Annotated in this window: 1 protein-coding gene; it reads right to left on the bottom strand. The window is 65.2% G+C overall.

Annotated elements, in window-relative coordinates; translation table 11 throughout:
• Positions 1–448: D-Ala-D-Ala carboxypeptidase family metallohydrolase (locus tag EN935_RS40120; RefSeq protein ID WP_164771935.1), on the bottom strand; the 448-nt coding region annotated here is incomplete at both ends.

Genomic DNA, 448 nt, shown 5'->3' with positions numbered 1-448 from the left:
GCGAATTCTTGGCGCCGTTGGCGCGCCGGTTGCGGGCCGGGTCGCGATAGCCTGACGTCACCGTCATCTTGCGTCCGTAGTGGCCTTCGATCGTCTTCAGCACGCGCACCAGCGACGGCTTCAAGCAGGCCACATCGACGCTTTCGTTCTGCTTGAGCAGCCCGTTGGGCGCCAGCCGGGCCATGCCGGCGGCGGACGCAACCTGATAGGAGCCGCCGACTGGCCCCTCATCCTCGTTGAGGTCGACGTCGCTTTCGTCATCAATGCCGGACTTGCGCTTGATTTCGAACAGGGCTGTCTGACGCACGCCGGGCAGGGCGTCGCTACCAGTGATGTGGCCGCTGGTATCGCCGCCGAGCGAAGCCAACTGCACCGGCTTTGCCGTGGAATTGGCCGAGGCGAGCGTGATGATCGGCTTTGCCGCTTCCGATGCCGGTTTGGCCTGCAC

It is taken from the genome of Mesorhizobium sp. M7D.F.Ca.US.004.03.1.1 (genome assembly GCF_003998635.1).
Classification (GTDB): domain Bacteria; phylum Pseudomonadota; class Alphaproteobacteria; order Rhizobiales; family Rhizobiaceae; genus Mesorhizobium; species Mesorhizobium loti.
Note: the sequence above shows the minus strand (reverse complement) of the source record. Positions and strands in the feature narration are given on the sequence as shown.